A 20,339-nucleotide genomic window follows, 5' to 3' on the forward strand; every position below is an offset into this window, starting at 1 on the left:
CCCTGTTCCGCCCGTGTTGCCTTGAAAGGATCATCCGATGTTGCCCGGTTCCCGCCTGCCCTCCGTCACCTTCCGCACCCGCGTCCGCGATGACAGCATCGAGGGGCCCAATCCCTACCGCTGGGAAGACCTGAGCACCGAGGATTACTTCGGCGGCAAGCGGGTCGTGCTGTTCGCGCTGCCGGGGGCCTTCACCCCGACCTGCTCGACCTTCCAGCTGCCGGGCTTCGAGAAGGGCTTCGACGGCTTCCGGGCGCTGGGGGTAGACGAGATCTATTGCCTCTCGGTGAACGACGCCTTCGTGATGAACCAGTGGGCCAAGGCGCAGGGGCTGGAGAATGTGAAGGTCATCCCCGACGGCTCGGGCGAGTTCACCCGTCGGGTCGGCATGCTCGTGCGCAAGGACAATCTCGGCTTCGGCCTGCGGTCCTGGCGCTATGCCGCCGTGGTGAAGGACGGGGTGATCGAGGCCTGGTTCGAGGAGCCGGGGCTCTGCGACAACCATGGCGAAGACCCCTATGGCGTCTCCTCGCCGGAAACCGTGCTGGCCTGGCTGATGGCCGAGGCGCAGGGCGCCGCCGCCTGATCTAGGCGATTAGTCGGGCTTGGGCGGTCAGCCCCTGCCCGGCTTGCGAGAACAGCGAGACCAGCTCGTCGAACCAGTCGGAGGCCGAGCTGGTCGCCCGCCGCCCCAGAACGATCTGCCGCGAGGGCTCGGGGGCGGCGAAGCGCGTCACCGCCATGCCGGGCGTCGCCGCCTGCTCCTGCCTGAGGGCGATCTCGGGCAGGAAGGTCATGCCCAGCCCCTGCCCCACCAGCCCGCAGAGCGTGGTCAGCGACGAGGCCCCGAGGTCGAGCCGCGACTGGCGCCGCGTCATGCCGCAGACCTCCAGCGCCTGATCGGCGAGGCAATGGCCCTCGTCGAGGAGCAGCAGCTGGTCGGGGTCCAGCGTCACCGGGCGCAGCGCCTCCGCCCCGTCGGCCAACCCCTCCAACACCGAGCGTCGCCCGGCCAGCAGGAAGCGGTCGGTGAACAGCGGCGCCAGCACCAGCCCGGCGGAAGAGGGCGGCTCGGCGATCACCACCGCGTCGAGCTGGCCGCGGTCCAGCCCCGCCAGCAACAGGTCGGTGGTCGCCTCGCGCAGCCGCAGGTCGCGGGTGATGTCGGAGGCACGCAACAGCGGCAGCACCTCGGGCAGCAAATAGGGCGCGACGGTGGGAATCACCCCGAGGTTGATCCGCCCCACCAGCCCCTGCTGCCGCGCCACCGCCTCCAGCTCCGACACCTGCCCGAGGATGCGCCGCGCCCTTGTCTCCACCTCGCGGCCCGCCGGGGTCAGGCGGATGTCGCGCGGGCTGCGCTCGAAGAGCTGCGTGCCAAGTGCATCTTCCATTTCGCGAATCTGCATGGACAATGCCGGCTGGGTGACATGCACCCGCTCCGCCGCCTTGCTGAAATGCCGTTCCTCGGCGAGGGCCAGGAAGTAGCCGAGTTGGCGCAGCGTCAGTGCCATAAGATCACCTTATCGGTTTACACAAAATTTCCGATTTAAACTTATTCCAGAACTCCTGCATATGTCGAGCCACAACAGCCAGACACAGCCTCAAGGGAGATACCAGTGACACGCTTGACCACCACCGCCGGCGCGCCGATCGCCGACAACCAGAATTCGCTGACCGCCGGGGAACGCGGCCCGGTGCTGCTGGAGGATTACCAGCTGCTCGAGAAGCTGGCCCATCAGAACCGCGAGCGCATTCCGGAGCGCGTGGTGCATGCCAAGGGCTGGGGCGCCTTCGGCACATTCACCGTCACCAACGACATCACGCAATACAGCTCGGCCAAGATCTTCAGCCAGGTCGGCAAGCAGACCGAACTGCTGGCCCGCTTCTCGACCGTGGCCGGCGAGGCCGGGGCGGCGGACCATGAGCGCGACGTGCGCGGCTTTTCGGTGAAGTTCTACACCGAGGAAGGCAACTGGGACGTGGTGGGCAACAACACGCCCGTGTTCTTCGTGCGCGACGCCTACAAGTTCCCCGACTTCATCCACACGCAGAAGCGCCACCCGCGCACCAACCTGCGCTCGGCCACCGCGATGTGGGATTTCTGGTCTCTGAGCCCCGAGGCGCTGCATCAGGTCACCATCCTGATGTCCGACCGCGGCCTGCCGGTCTCGCCCATGCACATGGATGGCTTCGGGTCGCACACCTATTCGTTCTACAACGCCGCGGGCGAGCGGTTCTGGGTGAAGTTCCACTTCAAGAACCATCAGGGCCACAAGCACTTCACCAATGCCGAGGGCGCCGAGGTGATCGGCCGCACCCGCGAGGGCTATCAGGAAGCGCTGTTCGGCACGATCGAGTCGGGCGACTTCCCGAAATGGACGCTCTGCGTGCAGGTCATGCCCGAGATGGACGCTGAGAAGACCCCCTACAACCCGTTCGACCTCACCAAGGTCTGGCCGCACAGCGACTACCCGCTGATCGAGGTCGGCGTGATGGAGCTGAACCGCAACGCCGACAACTACTTCGCCCAGATCGAGCAGGCGGCCTTCTCGCCGTCGAACAAGATCCCGGGCATCGGCTTCTCGCCGGACAAGATGCTGCAGGCGCGGATCTTCTCCTATGCCGACGCGCATCGCTACCGTCTGGGCACGCATTACGAGGCGCTGCCGGTGAACGCGCCGAAATGCCCGGTGCATCACTACCACAAGGACGGCAACATGAACTTCTTCGGCCAGAAGACCGGAGCGGTGGATGCCTATTACGAGCCGAACTCGGTCGCCGGCGCGGCCAAGGAAGATCCGACCGTGGCCGAACCGCCGCTGCGCATCTCGGGCGACGCGGCGCGCTACAACCACCGGATCGGCAATGACGACTACTCCCAGCCGCGCGCGCTGCACGACAAGGTGCTGAGCGCGGAGGGCCGGGCCCGGCTCTACAGCAACATCGCCGAGGCGATGCAGGGCGTGCCGGAGGAGATCGTCAACCGCGCTCTGGGTCACTTCGACCAGATCAGCAAGGCCTATGGCGACGGCATCCGCGCTGCCCGCGCGGCGCTCGCCGGGGCGCAGCAGGCCGCCGAGTAAGCTTCGGCACGCAAGCTACCGGAGCGGGCGTCGGGAAACCGGCGCCCGTTCTTTTTCGGCCTCAGCCGATCAGTGGGCCGGAGCGGCCGTAAGCTTCGTCGTAATGCCGCCGCAGCCGTTGCAGGGCAATGCGCAGCACCACCTTGCCCGAGCGCGCCGCCCATCCCATCCGTTTCTCGGCGACCTCCAGCCCTTCAAGGAAGCAGCAGCAGCGCAGCGCCATGTCGCCGAGCCCCGGCCCGAGGTCGCGCAGCGCCGCCGCCACCCGTTCGCGCGCCATGCGCGGCCCTTCTGCGCCGCCGGCATCGGGCCGGTAGCCGCCGCGATCGCCGGCGGTGAGGAAGCGGTCCCAGTTCTGCGCCACCCGCGGCCCCATCTGCGCCAGTTCGAAATCCTCGCGCAACCGCTCGGCCGCCTCCACCAGCTCGGTCTCGAGGAAGGGCTTGCCGTCCTTGTCGCGCCGCCGCCCCAGCGCCGCCACCGGGCTTTCGGCCAGGTTGTAGCGGATGCGGCGCGGGGCCTCGCCCGGCTCGTGCATCTCGCGCTCGACCCAGTCGCGGTGCTGATCGGCAAAGGGGGTCTGCGCCTCGGCCATGCCCTGACGGCGGCGGTCCTCCTCGTCGATCATCCGCCGCGCCGCGGCGCGGCCGGCGGCGGTGATCTCGTAGGTGGCGATCCGCCCGGCCTTGCGGCAGGCGATCCAGTCCTTCAGCGCGAAGGCCTGGGCAACCGCCCGCTCCAGCACCGCGGTGCGGGCGGTGCTGCCATCGGGCATCTCGCGCAGCACGCAGGCTTTTTCCAGATCGGCGGCGATGGCCAGCACCGCCTGCGGCTCGGCCAGCCGGCGCAGGATGCGCCGGGCCTCGCGGGCGATGGTGGCCTCGTCGATGGCCAGCGGGGTGCGGGGGTCGCGGTGCAGAGCTGTCATGGGAGGGGGGTCCTTTCTGGCTGGATCATCGGTCTTGCCCTGCACCCGCCCCAGCGCCGCCAGCGCCTCGTCCACCAGGGGATCGTCACGGCGGCTCTCGCAGCGGCGCACGTGGCGCAGCACGGTCGAGGCGTGGCAGCCCTCGCGCCGGGCCAGCGCCCTGAGCGACAGGCCTTCCTCGGTATGGTCGAGGTAAAGCCGGACCGCCTCGGGCAGCCAGGCCGGCAGGGGGGAAAGGGGGGCGAGTTTGGCGACCATGGATGCATCCCGTGCCGCCCCGGCGGGGGGCGAAGTCCAGCTCTGGACTTTTGCAACCGTCGATAACATTGGTTACCTGTGCGTTAATGCCTGCGCTTTTGCCGATAATTGTTTATAAATCCTAAACAATTGAGAAAGCTCCGCGCGCTGAACCGGCCGCGCGCGCAACGGCCCCTTGCACGGAGCGATCCTGTCCAGATCAATCTGGAGGATTCGCCGATGACCGATGTTCGCACCCTGCTCGCCGACCTGCGCCGTCCGCGGCTGTTGATCCGCGCCGCCCGTTTCGGCCTCGCCGACTATCGCCGCGAGCGCGACCTGCGGCGGCTGGTCGACGTGACCCGCGCCGACCAGACGGTGCCGCGGCTGTTGTCCGAGGAGGCGCAGATGGAGGAGGAACGGCTGGCGGGGCTCGCCAGCTATTCCGTCGCGCGGCATGTGGAGCTGCTGATCGCGCTGATGGCCGAGGTCAGGCTGCTGCCGCGCGGCGCCTGAATGCGCAACGGGCGCGGTCTTGCGACCGCGCCCGTGCTGTCGATGTATCCCGTCTCAGATGAAGGCGTCGGGGGCCGAGGCCTTCTTGCGGGCGACGTAATCGGCCAGCGATTCCGCGATGCCCTCGTCCAATGCGGGCTGCTGGTAGTCGCCGAGCATCTTCTTGACGCGTTCCGCCGCCAGCGTCTCGGTATCGCGCGCGCCCTCTTCGTCCCAGGTCTCGAAGGGCTTGTAGTCGAGGAGGTCCGAGCGCCAGAAGGCGGTCTTGAAATTGGCCTGGGTATGGGCGCAGCCGAGGTAGTGGCCGCCGGGGCCCACCTCCCGGATCGCATCCATCCCCTGCCCGTTCTGGTCCATGATGATTCCCTGAGCCAGATGGTGCAGCGTGCCGAGCTGGTCGGCGTCCATCACGAATTTCTCGTAGCTGGAGACCAGACCGCCCTCCAGCCAGCCGCAGGCATGCAGCATGAAGTTCACGCCGGCCAGCAGCGCCATGTTCAGCGAGTTCGCCGTCTCGTAGGCCGCCTGCGCATCGGGCAGTTTCGAGCCGCAGAACGACCCGCCCGAGCGGTAGGGCAGCTTCATCCGCCGCGCCAGCTGGCCCGCGCCATAGGTGATATGCGCGGCCTCCGGGGTGCCGAAGGTCGGCGCGCCGGAGTTCATGTCGATCGAGGTCACGAAGGCGCCGAAGATCACCGGCGCGCCGGGGCGCACCAGCTGGCTGTAGGCGACGCCGGCCAGAACCTCGGCCAGCACCTGGGTCAGCGTGCCCGCCACCGTCACCGGCGCCATCGCGCCGCCGACGATGAAGGGCGAGATGATCGAGGCCTGATTGGCGCGGGCATAGACCTCCAGCGCGCCCATCATCGTGCTGTCGAAGGTGAGGGGCGAGTTGATGTTGATGAGCGAGGTCATCACCGTGTTCTGGTCGACGAAGTCCGACCCGAACAGAAGCTTCGCCATCTCGACCGAATCCTCGGCCCGCACCGGCTCCGTGACCGAGCCCATGAAGGGCTTGTCCGACAGCGTCATATGGGCGTGCAGCATGTCGAGGTGGCGCTTGTTCACCGGCACGTCGGTCGGCTCGCAGACCGTGCCGCCGGAGTGGTGCAGCCATTTCGACATGTAGCCGAGCTTCACGAAGTTGCGGAAGTCTTCCATCGTGGCGTAGCGACGGCCCTTCTCGCGATCGCGCACGAAGGGCGGGCCATAGACCGGGGCGAGGACGAGGTTGCGGCCGCCGATGTCGACATTGCGCAGCGGGTTGCGGGCATGCTGGGTGAAGGCTGCGGGCGCGGTGGCGCAGAGCTTGCGCGCGAGGCCGCGCGGGATATGCACCCGCTCGCCGCGCACGTCGGCCCCGGCGGCGCGCCACAGCGCCAGCGCCGCGGGATTCTCGAGGAAGTTGACGCCGATCTCTTCGAGGACGGTATCGGCGTTCCACTCGATGATCTCGAGCGCCTCGTCGTTCAGGATCTCGAAGTTGGGGATGTTGCGGGAGATGAACTTCGCCGAATCGAGGCTGACCGCCGTCCGTTCCGCCCGTCGCGCCGATCCGCCGCCGCCCCGCGCCCTGCGCCCTGCAACTTCGTTCATCGCATATCCTCCAGATCGCGCGACCCGCGCATAAGTTTTCGCCCTTATGCCGCTTTTGCCCGTGCGCCCGTCCCCCGTTTCCGCCGCTTGCCGCCCAAAAGCGACATGGGCGGCAAGCTTCGGAAACGGGCGGTTAACTGCTCAGCGGGCGTTCGATTGGACCCAGGCGACCGCCTGGCCGAGGATCTGGCTGGTGGCCGCATCGAAGGCCACCACCACATCGGCGGTGCCGTCGCTGGCCGCCGCCGCCGAGGCGTCAAGCCGGCGGGTGGCGAGGATGCGGCGGTCGGCCTCGCGGATCAGGGTCAGCGTCATGCCGACCTTCACCACCGGCGCCGCGCCGGCCGGCGCCTCGGCCTGGAAGTCGCGCAGCTCGGTCATCAGCGTGAAGTCCGGCTGCAGCCCCTTGGCGTCGCGCGCCACCAGCCGGAAGCCGCCGGCGTTCTGCAGCGAGGACAGGAGCAGCGTCTGCACCAGCACCGGCGCAGGGTCGGTCCAGCGCGACTGCGGCAGGTAGGCGGCCTGCACCCGGCTCGGCTTGATCAGGATGCGGTCGGTCGCCAGCGCGCCCGAGGTGCTGGCCTCCTCGATCACAATATGGCCCGAGCCGCCCACCGGCGCGTTCGGGTAGGTGGCCGGGGCCAGGGTGAAGCTGTTCAGCGGCTCGGCGGCCCCCGAGACGCGCGTCACCGCGGCGCAACCCGACAGCAGCGACAGCGCGACGACCGGGGCGATCAGGCGGGAAAGGGTTTTCATCGTCATCTCCTGTAGTCGGGGGTCTGGTTGCCGAGGAAGAAGCGCGCGGGATCGCGCGAGATCTGCGAGGTCAGCGAGTTCAGGTTGCTGACCAGCCCCCGCGCCTCGTTGGCGACCGTGGTGAATTGCGGCAGGCCGTTGGTGGCGAAGCTGCGGAAGCTCGACACCGACTGCTCGATGCCACGCACCGCCGAGGCGATCTGGTCCAGCATCGGCGGCACGCGCTCGTCGATGACGGTGTTGGCGCGCGAGAAGGTGCCCCGCGCCTCGGCCAGCGTCGCCTCGGCCGCGACCGCGACCTCCTCGAGCTCGTCGGCCAGGGTGTCGAGCCGTTCCGAGAAGGCGTTGATGTTCTTGCTGGCCACCGCCGCATCCTCGGTGACCTGGGCGATGTTCGTCATCGCGGCGTCGGCATTCTCGAGGATCCGCCGCACCGCCTCGCGGTTCTCCGGCCCGGTGAAGGTGCTGACATCCTTGATCAGAGCAAGCGCCTCGGCCAGAAGGTCCGGCGCGTCGGCGGTCAGCGCCTGCACGGCCGAGCGTTCCGAGGGGATGATCGGCACCTCGTTCGGCGGCAGGATCTCCAGCCGTTCCGCCTCGGGCGAGCCGCCGGCGAGGCTGACATAGGACACGCCGGTCACGCCCTGCGAGGCGACCTGCGCCTTGGTGTCGGCGCGCACCGGCGTGGTGGAGAAGATCTCGATCCGCACCCGCACCATGGCGGCATTCTCCTCGTCCAGCCCGATGCTGAGCACCTGGCCCACGTCGACGCCATTGTAGCGCACCGGGCTCGCCTGACCCAGCCCGTCGACGCTGGGGAACAGGATGTCGTATTGTTCGTAGCTGCGGTCCACCTGGACCTTGGCCAGCCAGAGCAGGAAGCCGAGCGTGGCGATCACGCCCAGCAGGGTGAACAGGCCGATGAGGATGAACCTCGCGCGGGTTTCCATCAGTTCTCTCCTCCGGAGGCGGTCATCGCGGCATGGGCCCGCGGCCCGTGGAAATATTCCCGCACCCAGGGGTGATCCACATCGAGCATCTCGGCCATCGTTCCTGTCACAAGCACCTTCTTCTCCGCCAGTACCGCCACCCGGTCGCAGGTGGCATGCAGGGTGTCGAGGTCATGCGTGACCATGAACACCGTCAGTCCCATCGCCTTCTGCAGCGACTTGATCAGCGTGTCGAAATCCGACGCGCCGATCGGGTCCAGCCCAGCGGTGGGTTCGTCGAGAAACACGATGTCGGGGTCGAGCGCCAGCGCCCGCGCCAGACCGGCGCGCTTGCGCATCCCGCCCGAAAGCTCGGAGGGGTAGAGCGTGGTCGCCTTGGGCGGCAGCCCGACCATGGCGATGCGCAGATCGGCCAGCGCCGAGCGGGTCTGGGCGTCGAGCTTCAGCCGCGCCCGCATCGGGGCCTCGACATTCTCGCGCACCGTCAAGGACGAGAACAGCGCCCCGTCCTGGAACATGACGCCCCAGCGGTTCTCGACCTCGGCCATCTCCTTGGGGTCCGCCTTCAGCACGTCGATGCCGAAGGCCTTGATCGACCCTTCCTTCGGTTTCTGCAGCCCGACGATGGAGCGCAGCAGCACCGACTTGCCGGTGCCCGACCCGCCGACGATGCCCAGCACCTCGCCGCGCTTCACGTCGAGGTCGAGATCCTCGTGGATCACGTTGCGGCCGAACTGGTTCTTCAGCCCGCGCACCTCGATGATGTTCTCGCCCATGACCTTGGCCATCAGATCCCCCAGACCGCGAAGAAGATCGAGAACAGCGCGTCAGTCACGATCACGATGAAGATCGCCTGCACCACCGAACGCGAGGTGTGCTGGCCCAACGACTCCGCATTGCCCTCGACCTGCATGCCCTGATGGCAGCCGATCACCGCGATGATCACCGCGAAGAAGGGCGCCTTCACCAGACCGATGATCGCATGCACCGGGTCGGTGCCCTCCAGGAGACGGGTCTGGAACATGCCGGGGGTGATGCTCAGTTCGATCCAGGCCATCAGCATGCCGCCGATCAACCCGGTCATGCAGGCGATGAAGCCGAGGATCGGCAGGAGGAAGACCAGCGCCAGCACCCGCGGCAGCACCAGCCGGTCGATCGGGTCGAGCCCGAGCACCCGCATGGCGTCGATCTCCTCGCGCATCTTCATCGAGCCTATGGCCGCGGTGAAGGCCGAGGCCGAGCGCCCGGCGACGATGATCGCGGTCAACAGGATCCCCAACTCGCGCAGGATCGAGATGGCGACCAGATCGACGACATAGACCTCGGCGCCGAACTGCTGCAGCTGCGTCGCGCCCTGGAAGGCCAGCACGATGCCGATCAGGAAACCCATCAGCGAGACGATGGGCACGGCGTTCAGCCCGGCGTCCTGCATGTGGTAGAACAGCGCGGTGATGCGCAGCCGGGTCGGGTGGATGATCAGCGACAGAAGATGCGCCACGACGACGCCGAAGAAGCCGAGCGCCTTGAAGGCGGTGCGGGCCTTGGCGGCCACGGTCCTGCCCATGTTCTCCAGCCCGTCGCCGGGACGGCCGGGGATCTGCCGGCGCTTGCGCTCGGGCCGGGGCATCGCCTTCTCGACCGTGTCGATCAGCAGCGCCTGACCCTCGGTCATGCCGCTCAGCTGGATCGGCCGGCCACCCGCCGCGGCGCGCTGCCGCGCCTGGGCGATCAGCCAGGCCCCGGCGGTGTCGAGCTCGGTCACATCGGAGAGGTCGATGGTCCCCTTGCCCTCCAGCGCCGCGACCGCCTTCTCCGACGCCTTCAGCGTCGCAAGCGTCATCGCGCCGGAAAGCCCGGCCTCGGCCTTGCCCGGCGAGGGTCTGGCGGTCGGAGCGTCCGCGTCAGCCACTTAGGCGCAACCCTTCACGGGAAACGGCATCTGGTGTTCCTTCATCCGGGGTGATCGTCAAAGAGGATATGGTGCAATAGCCGTTAGGCAACCCGGACGCGAGCGGCTTTGTCTCAGCTGTAACCCGCAGGACACCCCGGCGGTTCCGATCGGCAACACCTGGCCGTTCCCTCCCCCTGCCCCGGCGCCGGGAAATCCTGCGGCCAAAATGTGCCATTTATAGGGTTTTGATATTCCACTTTTTGAATATACCATGGAGCCAGCGCGACTCGGGTCGACGCGGGGGGAGCTGAAATGGCGCATGTGGTTGTCCTGGGGGCGGGTCTCGGCGGCGTGATCATGGCCTACGAGATGAAGGACCAGCTCGGGCGCGACGACCGGCTGACCGTCATCTCGCAGGGCAGCACCTACAGCTTCGTACCGTCGAACCCCTGGGTCGCCGTCGGCTGGCGCGATCGGGACGAGGTCGAGGTCGATCTGACCGAGGTGATGGGCCGGCGCGGCATTGCGTTGCTCACGCAAGGCGCGGCCCGGGTCCACCCGGCCGAGAACCGGGTCGAGCTGACCGATGGCGACAGCCTCGGCTACGACTACCTGGTGATCGCCACCGGCCCCGAGCTCGCCTTCGACGAGATCCCCGGCCTCGGCCCCGCCGGCCATACCGAGTCGGTCTGCCAGATCGACCATGCGCTGAAGGCGCGGCAGGCGGTGGAGGCGCTGGTGGCGAAGCCCGGCCCGGTGGTGATCGGCGCGGTGCAGGGCGCCAGCTGCTTCGGCCCGGCCTATGAATTCCTCTTCATCCTGGAAAAAGCCCTCCGCAAGGCCAAGGTGCGCGACCGGGTGCCGATGACCTTCGTCACCGCCGAACCCTATATCGGCCATCTCGGCCTCGACGGGGTGGGCGACACCAAGGGCCTGCTGGAAGGCCAGATGCGGGCGCATCACATCAAGTGGATCACCAACGCCCGCGTGGCCTCGGTCGATGCCGGGATGATGCATGTCGAGGAGCTGGACGAGGATGCGGCCCTCCGCCGCCGGCATGAGCTGCCCTTCGCCTTTTCGATGATGCTGCCGGCCTTCCGCGGCGTGGCGGCGGTGCGGGGCATCGAGGGGCTGTGCAACCCGCGCGGCTTCATCCTCGTCGACCGGTTCCAGCGCAACCCGACCTTCCGCAACGTCTTCGCCGTCGGCGTCGGCGCGGCGATCCCGCCGCTGGGGCCGACGCCGGTGCCGGTCGGCGTGCCCAAGACCGGCTTCATGATCGAAAGCATGGTCACCGCCACCGCGATGAACATCGCCAGCCTGCTGCGCGGCGAGGAGCCGGCCGAGGTCGGCACCTGGAACGCCTTCTGCCTTGCCGATTTCGGCGATGGCGGCGTGGCCTTCATCGCCCAGCCGCAGATCCCGCCGCGCAACGTCAACTGGTCGTCGCAGGGCCGCTGGGTGCATTACGCCAAGATCGGCTTCGAGAAATACTTCCTGCGCAAGATCCGCATCGGCAAGTCCGAGCCGTTCTACGAGCGCCTCGCCCTGCGCAGCCTCGGCATCGACAAGCTGAAATCCACCCATCACGAAACCGGAGAACCGTCATGACCGTCGACCAAGCCGTCACCGCCTTTGCAGGCTTCATGGTGCTCTTGTCGCTCGCCCTCGCCTGGGCGGTCTCGCCCTATTTCCTGGCGCTGACCGCCTTCGTCGGGGCCAACCTGTTCCAGTCGGCCTTCACCGGATTCTGCCCGGCGGCGATGCTGTTCCGCCGGCTCGGTCTGCGCGACGGCAGGGCGGCCTGACCCGGAATGCCCCTGCCCCTCCGGCTGCTGCTGCCCGCCCTTCTCGCCCTGCTGCCCGCCGCGCTTCCGGCGAGCGAACTGCTGCTCAGCCCCGTCGAGGTCGTCGAGACCAAGGCGCTGTTCGGCCGGATCGAGAGCCGCTTCGTCGTCCCGGCCCGCAGCCGGATCGGCGGCACGGTCACCGCTCTGGAAGTGTCCGAGGGTGACGGCGTGGCGGCGGACCGGGTGATCGCCCGGATCACCGACGAGAAGCTGGAGCTGCAGCTTTCGGCGGCCGAGGCGCGGCTGGCGGCGGCGCGCTCCGAGCTGGAGAATGCCGAGGCCGAACTGGGGCGCAGCGAGCAGCTGCTGGCGCGCGGCTCGACCACGGCGCAGGCGGTGGACCGGGTGCGCACCGCGCTCAGTGTGGCGCGCAACACGGTGGCCGAACTTGGCTCGGCCCGCTCGGTGATCCTGCAGCAGATGGCCGAGGGCGAGGTGCTGGCCCCCGCCGCCGGCCGGGTGCTGTCGGTGCCGATCCGGCTGGGCGAGGTGGTGCTGGCCGGCGAGGAAGTGGCGACCATCGCCGCCGGCCAGGTCTTCCTGCGGCTGCAGATCCCGGAGCGCCATGCCGACGGGCTGGCGGTGGGCGACAGCGTGACCATCGGCGAGGGCCAGACCGAGGGCCGGATCGAGAAGCTCTACCCGCTGATTGAGAATGGCCGCGTCACCGCCGATGTCGCGGTCGACGGGCTGTCGGACGCCTTCATCGGCCAGCGCATCCTGGTGCAGGTCAGGGTCGGCGCGCGGCAGGCGCTGGCGGTGCCCGAAGCGGCGATCCGGCGCCGGGCCGGGCTCGACCTGGTTGAGATCCTGGCCGAGGGCAGCCCCCGCAGCGTCTCGGTGGTGCCGGGGCCGGTGGTGATCACCGAAGCCGGGCCGATGGTCGAGATCCTCTCGGGCCTGCGCAGCGGCGATACGGTCCTCGTGCCATGACCCCTGCCCCGAAGCGCGGCCTCGCCGGCGCCCTGACCGACGCCTTTATCACCTCGCCGCTGACGCCGCTGGCGCTGGTCGCCGCGGTCCTCTTGGGCCTCGTCGCCCTCGTCTCCCTGCCGCGCGAGGAGGAGCCGCAGATCTCGGTGCCGATGGTCGACATCCACCTGCGCGCCGACGGGCTCCGGGCCGAGGACGCGGTGAAGCTGGTCACCGAGCCGCTGGAGACCATCGTCAAGTCGATCCCCGGGGTCGAGCATGTCTATTCCCAGACGCAGGACGACGGCGCGCTGGTGACGGCGCGGTTCGAGGTCGGCACCTCCGCCGATTCCGCCATCGTGCGGGTGCACGAGAAGGTGCGCGCCAACCTCGACCGGATCCCCGAGGGCATCCCCGAGCCGCTGATTGTCGGGCGCGGCATCGACGACGTGGCGATCATGGTGCTGACCCTCGCCCCCACCGCCGAGGCCGCCGACCGCTGGTCGCCCGCCGACCTGACCCGCGTCGCGCGCGAACTGCAGGTCGCCATCGCCGCCCTGCCCGAGATCGGCCTGACCTATATCGTCGGCGAGACCCCGGAGGAGATCCGCATCCGCCCAGACCCCGAGCGGCTGGCGCAGGCCGGGCTGACGCTCCAGGCGCTCGCCGCCAAGGTCGAGGGCGCGAACCGCAGCTTCTCGGTCGGCACGCTACGCAAGGACGGCCGGCAGATCGGCCTGACCGCCGGCCGGACCCTGACCGACCTTGCCGAGATCGAGAGCCTGCTGGTCACCACCCGCGACGACCGCCCGGTCTACCTGCGCGACGTGGCCGGGGTATCGCTGGCCACCGACACGGTCGAGGCCCGGGTGTTCCAGCTCGACCGCGAGGGTGAGGGCTTTTCGCGCGCGCCGGCGGTGTCCCTGGCCATCGCCAAGCGCCCCGGGGCCAATGCCGTTACCATCGGGGCCGAGATCCACGCCGCCGTCGCCCGGCTGGAAGGCACGCTGATCCCCGAGGGGCTGAGCGTGCATGTCACCCGCGACTATGGCGAGACCGCGAACGAGAAGGCCAACGAGCTCCTGTTCCACCTCGGGCTCGCCACGCTCTCCATCGTGGCGCTGGTCTGGCTGGCCATCGGCTGGCGCGAGGCTGCGGTGGTGCTGGTGGTGATCCCGGTCACGATCCTGCTCACGCTCTTCGCCGCCTGGCTGATGGGCTACACGCTGAACCGGGTCAGCCTCTTCGCGCTGATCTTCTCCATCGGCATCCTAGTGGACGACGCCATCGTGGTGATCGAGAACATCGCCCGGCACTGGGCCATGTCCGACGGCCGCAGCCGCCGCGCCGCCGCGATCGACGCGGTGGGCGAGGTCGGCAACCCGACCATCGTCGCCACCCTGACCGTGGTCGCGGCGCTGCTGCCGATGCTCTTCGTCTCCGGCATGATGGGCCCCTACATGAGCCCGATCCCGGCCAATGCCTCGGCGGCGATGGTGTTTTCCTTCTTCGTCGCAGTGATGATCACGCCCTGGCTGATGCTGAAGGTCGGTCGGGCCGAAAGTGCGGGGCATGCGGAGCACGGCGCCGGGGACGACCGGCTGGGGCGGCTCTACCGCCGCGCCGCGCGGCCGCTGCTGGCCTCGCGCGGCCGGGCGGGGCTGTTCCTCGTTGCGGTGCTGGCGTTGACCGTCGGCTCGACGGCGCTGTTCTACACCAAGGCGGTGACGGTGAAGCTCCTGCCCTTCGACAACAAGTCCGAGCTGGCGGTGACGCTGGACCTGCCGCGCGGCGCCTCGGTGGAGGAGACCGACCGCACGCTGGCCGAGTTGGCGGCGCTGCTGGCCCCGATCCCCGAGATCACCTCGATCCAGTCGCATGCCGGGACCGCCGCGCCGTTCAACTTCAACGGGCTGGTGCGGCATTCCTACCTGCGCGACGCGCCGCAGATGGGCGACCTGCAGGTGAACCTCTCGCCCAAGGCCGAGCGTTCGCGCGAGAGCCACTCCATCGCGCTGGAGATCCGCGAGCGGCTCGCCGCCCTGCCGCTGCCCGAAGGCGCCTCGGTGAAGGTGGTGGAGCCGCCGCCCGGCCCGCCGGTGATGGCGACGCTGCTGGCCGAGATCTACGGCCCCGACCCCGAGACGCGGCGCGCCGTCGCCGGCAAGGTGCGCGAGGCCTTCGCCACCGTGCCCTTCATCGTCGATGTCGATGACAGCTTCGGCCTCGCTGCCCCCCGGCTGCGGCTGACGCTGGATGACGCCAATCTCGATTTCCACAAGGTCGAGCAGGCCGATGTCTTCGACACCATCGCCCTGCTCTATGGCGGAAGGACCGTGGGCTATTCGCACCGCTCCGGCGGGCGCGAGCCGATCGCGATCCGCATCGGCCCGGCCAAGGCCGACCGGGTGCTGGACGAGAAGGCCCTGGCCACGCCCGTTCCGGCCAACCTGCTGCCCGGCGACCGCTCGGTGGTCGAGCTCGGCGATGTGGTGACAGTTCAACGCGAGACCGCCTCCTTCCCGATCTTCCGCCACAACGGCAAGCCGGCCGAGATGGTCACGGCCGAACTCGCCGGCGCCTTCGAGGCCCCGCTCTACGGCCAGATGGCGGTGGCCCGCGCCATCGCCGCCGCCGACTGGGGCGGGTTGGAGAAGCCGGTAATCGTCCAGCACGGCCAGCCCGAGGACACCAGCCGCCCGGTGCTGCTCTGGGACGGCGAGTGGGACGTGACCTGGGTCACCTTCCGCGACATGGGCGCGGCCTTCGGCGTCGCGCTGGTCGGGATCTACATCCTGGTGGTGATGCAGTTCGGCTCGTTCCGGCTGCCGCTGGTGGTGCTGACCCCGGTGCCGCTGACGCTGATCGGCATCCTTGTCGGCCACTGGCTGTTCGGCGCGCCCTTCTCGGCCACCTCGATGATCGGCTTCATCGCGCTGGCCGGCATCATCGTGCGCAACTCGATCCTGCTGGTCGATTTCATCCGCCACGCCCCGGTCGATGGTCGGCCGCAGCTGGAGCTGCTGCTGGAGGCCGGGGCGATCCGCTTCAAGCCGATCCTGCTGACCGCGCTGGCGGCGATGATCGGCGCGGTGACGATCCTGACCGACCCGATCTTCCAGGGCCTGGCGATCTCGCTGCTGTTCGGGCTTTTGTCCTCGACGGTCCTGACCGTGCTGGTGATCCCGGCAATCTACGTGGTCTTCCGCGGTGATCGGGCGGTTGAGGAAACGGCGGCCTGACCGGCGCCCCGGCGCGGCTGGGGCCGGTGGCGGTGCGCCAACGGACATTCGACCGGGCGGCGACGTTTGCGGGATATAGCGGGGTCGGCCCTTCGGGGTTTGGTCCCCGTCGCGGCTCCAGTGGTCGCGGTAGTGGTTTGACCCTGCGCATGTGACAGCACGGCGCAGGGTCGGCTCCATTCGGCGAGACAGGCCGGTACCGGCAAGGTGGTCGGATCAGCCTGCCGCGGCGAGCCAGTTCCGGATGGCGATCAGATGCACCGCTGACGGCGCAAGCTGCCACAGCCCGAACCGGCGGAACGCGCCTGGCAGCGACGGGCTTGCCGCCGAGGACTGCATGCCGATGGCGAAACCGACAGAGAGGTCCAGCGCGCAGTTGTCATCCTGCGCAGCACCGACGCCGATGATCTCCAGCCGCTGTGTGGCGCCGGCCTTGGTGTAGATGAACGGCAGGTCCAGCATGCCCGCGGGGATCTTGACGGTCACGCCATTTGCGATCGATCCCGCCCCGGCCTGCATGGTCATTTTAGGCGCTCCGTTGTTGGGCCGAATGAAGAGCCGGGTTGGCGTTCCGTCCGAAGCTTTCCCTCCGAGGGCGTGCCAGAAGGTTGTGCCGGCCATGGCGGCGCTGTCCATCACAATGCGGCCTGCAATGCAGAGGTTCGTCGGTGCGCCGATCTGCGCGCCTTGCAGCAGCAGAGCCGATTTCGCCGCGCCTGCCCCGTTGCCGAAGCAGAGCTTGCCGTCCTGCCTGGCGGGCCGGCGTGCGGCGCGGGTCTGCGCAAAGGCCCGGGAGCCTGCGCGCCACTCGGAGACGAGGCCGCTGGTCAGCGAAATGTCGGCGTCACGCGGCTCCCAGAGGCCGATTGCGTCCGGCACGTCAGCGATGGCCGGAACCGGGTCGCCCATGCTGCCCAGATGCGCCGCCGGGTTCGCCGCGACGTTGATGCGGATCGTTTTCATGGCGGGGCCTCAGAGGTTGATGATGTAGGACGGAGACCAGCGGTGGATCCGCTGATCCGGCAGCATCTCGGCCGTCCGGCTCAGGGAGGTGCGCAGCAGCCCCCGGTGGGCGGTGAACTTGTTGCCCGCGCCGGTCGCGTTGCGGCGCTGGTGGGCGTAGCGAACCTGCGTCGGAGTTCCGCTGAACCCGATCCGAATGGTATGCCCGGCGACCGAGACGCCGGTGATCGTCGCGCCCTCCATCTCGAAGCCGAGGTTGCTGATCCCGACGCCGCCGTATTTCGCGGCATCGTGGGCGGTCAGCACCTCATCCTCGCGCAGGCTGGCATAGTGCAGCGACAGGACATTGCCGCTGATCGAGGCGACGGGCCTGCGGATGGTCCATTGCCGCCCGGCCTCAACCTCCGCCATGGCCCAGGCGATGACCTCGCCGAAGAGGATCGTCTGATCCGCGCTGGGGTGCACGTTGTCATCCCAGACCTCGTAGGGATAGAGCGGCCCGGCCAGCACCGCGCTGCCCTCTTCGCAGAATTGCAGGTGCTCATCAACCACATGCCACGGCAGGGCCGAGGTGTCGGTATCGGCGGCGTCCTGCATCAGGATGACCCTGGCCAGGCCCGTGATGCCCTTCGCCGCCAGCATAGCGCGGAAGTCATCGAAATAGGCGCGCATCTTGCCGAGGTAGTGGCCCGCCGCATCGCCCGCTTTGCCGCTGCTCGTGCCGTGAAGCCAGACCAGCCACGGAATCTCATAGGCTTTGCCAGCGAGCAGCCGCTTGGCCTGATCGTGCCACCACAGCTTGTTGCGCCAGATCAGATCGCCGGCGACGCCACGGTCTGTGACCTGGCTGTCCTTGTCCAGCGCCTCGATGAACGCGCCCGGAACCCCGAGAGAGCCGACAAGCGCCGGGATCAGCGGCAGGCCCGCGGCGGCGCGGTAGCGGTTGCGCACAGAGCCGATGACATAGCCTGTCGTGATGTGGCGGCTGTGCGGCCGGGCGGGGCCGATGCCGGTCGGCAAGGCGGTCATGTCCCAGCCTCGGGATAGGGGACCGCGCAGCCCGATGGGGTTGCCGTTGGCCAGCTTCAGCCCGTAGAGTTCCAGCGCGCCGGTCGTGTCGAAGTTCTCGACGCCCGCCCTGGTGACCGTTGCGCCAGTGAACTCCCCGCCGACCGACAAGCTCTGACCGTCAACAGGGATGATCTGCACCCTGGTCGCGCTGTAGCCCACCTCCACGCCCAGAGCCGCAGCATAGCGCGCCACCAGATCCCGAGACGGCACGTAGTCCAGCCCGGTGCTGCGCAGGCCCAGCAGCGCGTTGCCGTTGGCGTCCATCAGCAGCGCCGCGCCCTCGCTCGAGACAGGCGCGGTGAACGGCTCCTGCGCCTCGGCCCGCAGGTCGTTCGCCATCCGCTCCACCCCGGCAACAGCGGCGTCAATCTCGGCCATGCTGTCGCGGCGAACCCAGAAGCTTTGCGGCGCAGCCGGGACGCTCCCGGCCAGCAGGTCGGCAAGCGCGTATTCGTCGGCGTCTCCGATCTGTATCGCGCCAAGATCGGTGGACTTCTTCTGTTCCGGCTGTCCCTCGCTCCAGCGCAGCGCAACCTTGTAATGCGCGCCGCGCCGGCCCTTCGTCGTGCGCCACAGCCTGAAGCCTTCAGGCAGAGCGCCATCCTCGCCCAGCGGCACCATGATCGTCGCCGGGGGCAGGCAGTGGTCGCCCTCGCTATCCCAGCATGACAGGGTGAACATCAGCTCCGCGCCGGCTGGGGCGGCTCCTGAGGGCAGCGGTACATCGCCGACAATCGCACTCGTGGTCAGGGTCATTGGCACCTCTTAAATCACAAAACGCAGGCTCTTTATGGTGCAACCGCCCAGTCGATCACATCGGCAAACCCGGCCTGCTGCGGAACGTCGCGCAGCGCTTGCCGCCAGGCGGCCCAGGCTGGCGCGTCCACAGGCGCAGCGGGAGCCTGCGTCCAGTCGCAGGCGGCGAGCAGGCGGTTGCGCCCGGCAGCGGGCAGCGGGGCGCGGATCGATACCGATCAGGACGCGGGCCCAGCGTTGAGATATCGGATGATCCCGCATCGCCCGCAGCACCGCGTCCCGCCGTTGCATCGGCGTCGTCAGGGCTTTCCCAGCAGATCTTTCAGAACCACGTTGTCCAGCATGGCATCGGCCAGCAGGCGCTTGAGCTTCGCGTTCTCATCATGAGCTGCTTCAGCCGCTTTGCGTCGGAAAGCTCCATCCCACCACACTTGGCTTTCAGCATGCATAAAGTCGCGGGGCTCAAGCCGTGCTTCCGGCAGAGCTCGGAGGTGGGCAAACCCGCCTCCTGCTGGTAGCATCCCGATAATCTGCGCCTCAGTGAACCGGCTTTTCCTCATGTCGTCTGCTCCTTCTCAGGTTGGGCAGACTCCACATCACAGCGAAGGAACTTCCGGGGGAAGGTCAGCAGCGATAGATCAGGGGCTGATGGCTGCGTTGTTCGGCATCGGCTTGGGCATCTTGACTGAGATCAGTGAGTCGGTGTGCTCTAAGGACAAGAGGCCGCTTGACTGATCCGGCACACACGAACGCAGCACCGCGAGGGTGGAAAGCTCAGGAATCCGTTGAAATTCGGGATAATCTGTGGCGGGAGTTAAGGTTCGATTTCCTCTTCTGGACCTCTTCACCCGCTCCAACTCCCCCTGATGATCCCGGGACAGCCCGCCAGCTTCGGCACCCTCATACGTTCGGCGGCGCTCCGGCCGGTCCCGCATCAGCTGCCGACACCGCTCACACCGTCACCTCGGCCTTCGGCGCGCCCTTGGCCGTGTCAGGCGGCTGCGTCGGTTCGGCCATGGGCTCGGTACAGAACACCGCGCGGCGGCGGCCGCTGTTCTTCGCCTCGTAGAGCGCCATGTCGGCGATGCTCATCAGCATGGTCGGCGAATGGTCGGCCCGCCGCCGTGCGGCGCCGACGCTGAGAGTGATGGTGATCCGTTCCTCGGCGGCGCGGTGGTCGAAGGCCGCCACCGCCGCAATAAGCCGATCCGCCAGCCGCTGCGCCTCCTCGCGGCTGATGTCTGCCAGGATGATGCCGAACTCCTCGCCGCCGAGCCGGGCGACGATGTCGTTGCGCCGCACGCAGAGCAGCATGGTGCGCGCGATCGCCCGCAGCGCCTCGTCGCCGAAGCTGTGGCCGTAGCGGTCGTTCACCCGCTTGAAGTGGTCGACATCGGCATAGAGCAGGTAATGCTCGCCCGGGCTGGCCAGCACCCGGGCCAGTTCGGCGTCAAAGCTGCGGCGGTTGTGCAGCCCGGTCAGCGGATCGCGCAGCGAGTCCTGCAGCAGGAGTTCCTCGCGGGCGAGGATACCCTTCTCGCGCTCGAGGAACAGACCGACCACCAGCGCCACCAGCACCGAGATC

General features: G+C 68.5%; 18 protein-coding genes and 1 pseudogene. 7 read left to right on the forward strand and 12 right to left on the reverse strand.

Annotation, left to right across the window (positions count from 1 at the left end):
• Positions 1 to 37 precede the first annotated feature (37 nt).
• Complete coding sequence (locus C5F48_RS07895; RefSeq protein WP_107663358.1) at positions 38 to 586, forward strand: peroxiredoxin; 549 nt, start codon at positions 38 to 40, stop codon at positions 584 to 586.
• 1 nt (position 587) lies between these two features.
• Here C5F48_RS07895 and C5F48_RS07900 read toward each other — a convergent pair whose 3' ends face one another.
• Entirely contained in the window at positions 588 to 1,514 is a 927-nt protein-coding gene (locus C5F48_RS07900) for a LysR substrate-binding domain-containing protein (protein WP_107663359.1), read from the reverse strand.
• Positions 1,515 to 1,619: 105 nt separating this feature from the next.
• On the opposite strand from C5F48_RS07900, the gene C5F48_RS07905 reads away from it, so the two are divergent.
• On the forward strand, positions 1,620 to 3,086 hold the full coding sequence (locus tag C5F48_RS07905; protein ID WP_107663360.1) for a catalase: 1,467 nt from the start codon (positions 1,620 to 1,622) through the stop codon (positions 3,084 to 3,086).
• A gap of 61 nt (positions 3,087 to 3,147) precedes the next feature.
• Here C5F48_RS07905 and C5F48_RS07910 read toward each other — a convergent pair whose 3' ends face one another.
• On the reverse strand, positions 3,148 to 4,272 hold the full coding sequence (locus tag C5F48_RS07910) for a DUF6456 domain-containing protein (RefSeq protein WP_107663361.1): 1,125 nt from the start codon (positions 4,270 to 4,272) through the stop codon (positions 3,148 to 3,150).
• 219 nt (positions 4,273 to 4,491) lie between these two features.
• Between C5F48_RS07910 and C5F48_RS07915 the strand changes: the two genes are divergently transcribed.
• Positions 4,492 to 4,767 (forward strand): DUF6477 family protein, encoded by a 276-nt coding sequence (locus C5F48_RS07915; RefSeq protein WP_107663363.1) that lies wholly within the window; start codon positions 4,492 to 4,494, stop codon positions 4,765 to 4,767.
• Between the two features lie 54 nt (positions 4,768 to 4,821).
• Here C5F48_RS07915 and C5F48_RS07920 read toward each other — a convergent pair whose 3' ends face one another.
• The 5 genes from C5F48_RS07920 to C5F48_RS07940 form a co-directional block, all read right to left on the reverse strand.
• Positions 4,822 to 6,363, reverse strand: coding sequence for a trimethylamine methyltransferase family protein (locus tag C5F48_RS07920; protein ID WP_107663364.1), 1,542 nt, complete (start codon positions 6,361 to 6,363; stop codon positions 4,822 to 4,824).
• A 141-nt stretch (positions 6,364 to 6,504) separates the two neighbouring features.
• Complete coding sequence (locus tag C5F48_RS07925; protein ID WP_107663365.1) at positions 6,505 to 7,119, reverse strand: ABC-type transport auxiliary lipoprotein family protein; 615 nt, start codon at positions 7,117 to 7,119, stop codon at positions 6,505 to 6,507.
• 2 nt (positions 7,120 to 7,121) lie between these two features.
• Positions 7,122 to 8,069: an MlaD family protein gene (locus C5F48_RS07930; protein ID WP_107663367.1), complete on the reverse strand. Its 948-nt coding sequence runs from the start codon at positions 8,067 to 8,069 to the stop codon at positions 7,122 to 7,124.
• Positions 8,069 to 8,857 carry an ABC transporter ATP-binding protein gene (locus tag C5F48_RS07935; RefSeq protein ID WP_107663369.1) on the reverse strand — a complete coding sequence of 263 codons (789 nt, stop codon included), beginning with the start codon at positions 8,855 to 8,857 and terminating at the stop codon, positions 8,069 to 8,071. Before C5F48_RS07935 ends, C5F48_RS07930 begins: the two co-directional genes overlap by 1 nt.
• Entirely contained in the window at positions 8,857 to 9,909 is a 1,053-nt protein-coding gene (locus C5F48_RS07940; RefSeq protein ID WP_107663380.1) for an MlaE family ABC transporter permease, read from the reverse strand. The genes C5F48_RS07935 and C5F48_RS07940 overlap by 1 nt, the downstream gene beginning before the upstream one ends.
• 363 nt (positions 9,910 to 10,272) lie before the next feature.
• Between C5F48_RS07940 and C5F48_RS07945 the strand changes: the two genes are divergently transcribed.
• From C5F48_RS07945 to C5F48_RS07960, 4 genes are read left to right on the forward strand one after another with little or no spacing between them, the layout of a single operon-like run.
• A complete protein-coding gene (locus C5F48_RS07945) occupies positions 10,273 to 11,571 on the forward strand; it encodes an NAD(P)/FAD-dependent oxidoreductase (RefSeq protein WP_107663370.1) in 1,299 nt (432 codons plus the stop codon).
• The gene (locus tag C5F48_RS07950) at positions 11,568 to 11,768 is read left to right on the forward strand and encodes a YgaP family membrane protein (RefSeq protein WP_107663371.1); all 201 of its coding nucleotides are present in this window, start codon (positions 11,568 to 11,570) and stop codon (positions 11,766 to 11,768) included. Before C5F48_RS07945 ends, C5F48_RS07950 begins: the two co-directional genes overlap by 4 nt.
• 6 nt (positions 11,769 to 11,774) lie before the next feature.
• Positions 11,775 to 12,743 (forward strand): efflux RND transporter periplasmic adaptor subunit, encoded by a 969-nt coding sequence (locus C5F48_RS07955; RefSeq protein ID WP_107663372.1) that lies wholly within the window; start codon positions 11,775 to 11,777, stop codon positions 12,741 to 12,743.
• The gene (locus C5F48_RS07960) at positions 12,740 to 15,964 is read left to right on the forward strand and encodes an efflux RND transporter permease subunit (RefSeq protein ID WP_107663373.1); all 3,225 of its coding nucleotides are present in this window, start codon (positions 12,740 to 12,742) and stop codon (positions 15,962 to 15,964) included. The genes C5F48_RS07955 and C5F48_RS07960 overlap by 4 nt, the downstream gene beginning before the upstream one ends.
• Before the next feature lie 216 nt (positions 15,965 to 16,180).
• Here C5F48_RS07960 and C5F48_RS07965 read toward each other — a convergent pair whose 3' ends face one another.
• The 5 genes and pseudogenes from C5F48_RS07965 to C5F48_RS07985 form a co-directional block, all read right to left on the reverse strand.
• Positions 16,181 to 16,927 carry a hypothetical protein gene (locus tag C5F48_RS07965; RefSeq protein ID WP_107663374.1) on the reverse strand — a complete coding sequence of 249 codons (747 nt, stop codon included), beginning with the start codon at positions 16,925 to 16,927 and terminating at the stop codon, positions 16,181 to 16,183.
• A gap of 9 nt (positions 16,928 to 16,936) precedes the next feature.
• The gene (locus tag C5F48_RS07970; protein WP_146170569.1) at positions 16,937 to 18,754 is read right to left on the reverse strand and encodes a hypothetical protein; all 1,818 of its coding nucleotides are present in this window, start codon (positions 18,752 to 18,754) and stop codon (positions 16,937 to 16,939) included.
• Between the two features lie 32 nt (positions 18,755 to 18,786).
• The gene (locus tag C5F48_RS26430; RefSeq protein WP_373454335.1) at positions 18,787 to 18,885 is read right to left on the reverse strand and encodes a phage tail assembly chaperone; all 99 of its coding nucleotides are present in this window, start codon (positions 18,883 to 18,885) and stop codon (positions 18,787 to 18,789) included.
• A gap of 72 nt (positions 18,886 to 18,957) precedes the next feature.
• A pseudogene (locus C5F48_RS07980) lies at positions 18,958 to 19,314 on the reverse strand (transposase); the annotation flags it as partial.
• 391 nt (positions 19,315 to 19,705) lie between these two features.
• The coding region (locus tag C5F48_RS07985) for a GGDEF domain-containing protein (protein ID WP_181247680.1) at positions 19,706 to 20,339 on the reverse strand (634 nt) is incomplete at its 5' end.

The organism is Cereibacter changlensis JA139 (genome assembly GCF_003034985.1).
In the GTDB taxonomy this organism is placed as follows: Bacteria; Pseudomonadota; Alphaproteobacteria; order Rhodobacterales; family Rhodobacteraceae; genus Cereibacter; species Cereibacter changlensis.